The organism is Nocardia sp. NPDC060220 (assembly GCF_042727815.1).
GTDB lineage: Bacteria > Actinomycetota > Actinomycetes > Mycobacteriales > Mycobacteriaceae > Nocardia.
On record NZ_JBHWZY010000684.1, the window covers coordinates 1 to 3,808 of the forward strand.

The window sequence follows — 3,808 nt, forward strand, 5'->3', positions numbered from 1 at the left end:
CCGACTTCCAGGTGAAGCTGCGTGGTCTGCGCATCGAACTCGGCGAGATCGAGGCCGTGCTCTCCGGGGTTCCCGAGATCACCCAGGCCGCGGTGATCGTGCGCGACGAGACCCTGGTCGCGTATCTCGTTGCCGCACAGCATGTCGACGTGGATGCGGTGAAGTCCACGCTCAGCCGCACCCTGCCCGCCTACATGGTCCCCGCGGCCTTCGTCGTTCTCGACGAGTTCCCGCTCAACTCGTCGGGCAAGCTCGATCGAAAGGCGCTGCCCGCACCGAGTTTCGAGGCGTCCGTCTTCCGCGCGCCGTCCACCGAGGTCGCGCGCATCGTCGCGGCCACCTTCGCCACGGTGCTCGGCTTCCCCGCCGACCGCGAAGTCGGTCTCGACGACGACTTCTTCGCCCTCGGCGGCAACTCCCTCAACGCCACCCAGGTCGCGGCCCGCCTCGGCGCCGCCCTCGACACCCAGATCCCGGTCCGGCTGCTGTTCGACGCACCGACGGTGGCCGATCTGGCCGACCGGTGCACTGCCCTGCGCGGCACCGGCGGGCGGCTCGAACTCACCACTCGGGAACGGCCCCGGCGGATTCCGCTGTCCGCGGCGCAGCGCCGGATGTGGTTTCTCAACCGCTACCTCGCCGACGTCGACGGCATCGGCGACGCTGTCGACAACATCCCCGTCGCGCTGCGGCTCACCGGCGACCTCGACCTCGCCGCCCTCGAAGCGGCCCTCGCCGATGTGGTCGCCCGGCACGAAACCTTGCGAACCAGCTACCCGGAGGGGCCGGAGGGCGCCGAACAGGTGATCTCGGACGCCACCGCAATCACTCTGCGGCCCGAGGCGATCACCGAGACGGAACTGCCCGAACGCCTGCTGTCGTGCGCCGCGGTCCGATTCGACCTCACCGCCGAGATCCCGCTCCGCGCGGCCTTGTTCGCGCTGAACACCGACCACGTGCTGGTCCTGGTGGTCCACCACATCGCCGCCGACGGTTTCTCGCTCGGCCCGCTGGCCGCGGATCTGATGGCCGCCTACGCCGCGCGCCGCGCGGGCGCCACCCCCACCTGGACGCCGCTGCCCGTCCAGTACGCCGACTACGCCCTCTGGCAGCACGAAAACCTGGGCGAGACAGCCGATCCCGCGTCGCTCGCGCACACCCAACTGGCGTTCTGGCGCCATGGTCTCGCCGGTCTCCCCGAGCAGCTCGACCTGCCCACCGACCGTCCCCGCCCGGCCGAGTCCACCTTCCGTGGCGCCGTCCACCGCTTCCAGATCGACTCCGATCTGCACAGTGAACTGCGCGAACTCGCGCGCAAGCACGAGGCCACCCTGTTCAGCACGGTGCACGCCGCGCTCGCGGTCCTGCTGGCACGCCTGTCCGGGGGCAGCGACATCGCCATCGGCACACCGGTCGCGGGCCGCGGCGAGGCCGCCCTCGACGGGCTGATCGGCATGTTCGTCAACACCCTGGTACTGCGCACCCAGATCGACCCGCGCGCCGAATTCGAAACGACCCTCGACGCCGTCCGGGCCGGCGACCTCGACGCCCTCTCGCACGCCGACGTCCCGTTCGAGCAGGTCGTCGATGCCATCGACCCGGCGCGAGCCCGCAACCGGCACCCGCTGTTCCAGGTGGCGCTGGCGCTGCAGAACTTCACCGTCCCCGCGCTGGAGGCCGCGGACCTGCGCGTGGAACCCCTCGATTTCGACGCCGCCGTGGCGAAGTTCGACCTGCAGTTCACCCTCGGCGAATCCGACGACATCGACGGCCGCGCGAACGGCATGTCCATCGAGATCGCCTACGCCACCGATCTGTTCGACGAGGGCAGCGTCGCGGTGCTGGCCCGGCGCTTCACCCAGGTGCTGGCCGCCGTCGTCGCCGACCCGACCGTCGTGGTGGGCGACATCCAGTTGCTCAGCGCCGAAGAACAGCAGCGCACCCTGCACGATTGGTCGTCTTCCGGCGAATCGGTGGCCGCCGCCGACACCATGGTGGACCGGTTCGCCCGCGTCGCCGCCCTCGACCCCACCGCCATGGCCGTGAAAGCGGGCGAGCGCACGCTGACCTACGGCGAGCTCGACGCCTGGTCCAACCGTCTCGCCCGTCGACTCGTCGCCGCGGGCGTCGGCCCGGAATCGCTCGTAGCGGTGACCCTGCCGCGGTCGGTGGAGCTGCCGGTCGCTCTGCTCGCCGTGCTGAAGGCAGGCGGGGGCTACCTGCCGATCGACCCGAACTACCCCGCTGATCGCATCGAATACGTCCTCGACGATGCCCGCCCGCAGTGTGCGATCACCAACGACGACACCGGCCTGGCGCACGACTGGTTCGGTGGTCCGGTCATCGATCCCGGCGCCGACAACCTGTCCGACTTCGGCACCGACACCCTGACCGACGCAGACCGGCGTAGCCCGCTGGCTCCCGCCAACGCCGCCTACGTCATCTACACCTCCGGCTCGACCGGCCGCCCCAAGGGCGTCGTCGTCCCGCACACGAATGTCATCGCGCTGCTGGACAACACCGCGCAGCGCTTCGGCTTCGGACCGTCCGACGTGTGGACGATGTTCCACTCCTACGCCTTCGACTTCTCGGTGTGGGAACTGTGGGGCGCCCTGCTCCACGGCGGCTCGATCGTTCTCGTCGACTACTTCACCTCCCGTTCGCCCGAACAGTTCCGCGAACTGCTCCGCACCGAACGCGTCACCGTTCTCAACCAGACGCCGTCCGCCTTCTACCAGCTCATCGCCGCCGACCTGGCCGCGCCCGCACCCACCGAATACGCCCTGCGCACAGTGATCTTCGGTGGCGAGGCGCTCGAACCGCAACGCCTCGCCGGCTGGTTCGCCCGCTACCCGGACTCGCCCCGCATGGTGAACATGTACGGCATCACCGAGACCACCGTCCACGCCTCTTACCGGGAGATCACCCCGCACACCGGCTCGGCCAGTGTGATCGGCGGCGCGCTCGCGGGACTCGCAGTGCGCGTGCTGGATTCGCGCCTGCGTCCCGTCCCGCTCGGCGTCCCCGGCGAAATCTACGTCTCCGGACCGCAATTGGCGCGCGGCTACCTGGGTCGACCCGACCTGACCGCGAGCCGCTTCGTCGCCGACCCCTACGGTCCTGCCGGATCCGTCGCCTACCGGTCCGGTGACCTCGCCCGCTGGACGGTCGTGGCCGACGACGCCACGGGGGCGCTCGCGTCGGCGCGCGCCACGCACGTCGACCTCGAATACCTCGGCCGCGCCGACCAGCAGGTCAACCTCCGTGGCTTCCGCGTCGAGCTCGGCGAGATCGAAGCGGCGCTGCTGCACAGCTCGATCGCGCCTCGCGAAGTCGCCGTGCTGGTGCGGACCGACCTCGTCGACGAGCCGCGCATCGTGGCCTACGTGGTCGGGGAGTCCGACCACCTCGACACCGCCGCCCTGCGCAAGGAGCTGGCGCGTACCCTGCCCGAGCACATGCTCCCGGCAGCCGTCGTGCCGGTCGCGCGCATTCCGCTCACGGTCAACGGCAAGCTCGATCGCGCGGCCCTGCCCGCCCCCGTCTTCGAGACCACCACCTACCGCAGGCCGACCACCGTCACCGAGCAGATCATCGCCGCCGTGTACACCGAGGTGCTCGGCCGTGCCGACGATCAGCCGATCGGCGCCGACGACGACTTCTTCGCCCTCGGCGGCAGCTCGCTGCTGGCAGCAAAGGCCGTGGCCCGTATCGGCGCCGCGCTCGACCGGCGCGTGGGTGTCCGGCTGCTGTTCGAGGCGCCGAGCGTCGCCGAACTGGCCGCCGCGATCGACGCCCAGTCGAAGGT

At 70.6% G+C, this 3,808-nt stretch carries 1 protein-coding gene; it reads left to right on the forward strand.

Annotated features, from left to right (window positions below):
- Window positions 1-3,808, forward strand: a 3,808-nt coding sequence (locus ACFWF3_RS27650; RefSeq protein ID WP_379316338.1) for an amino acid adenylation domain-containing protein, incomplete at both ends; no start/stop codon positions are given.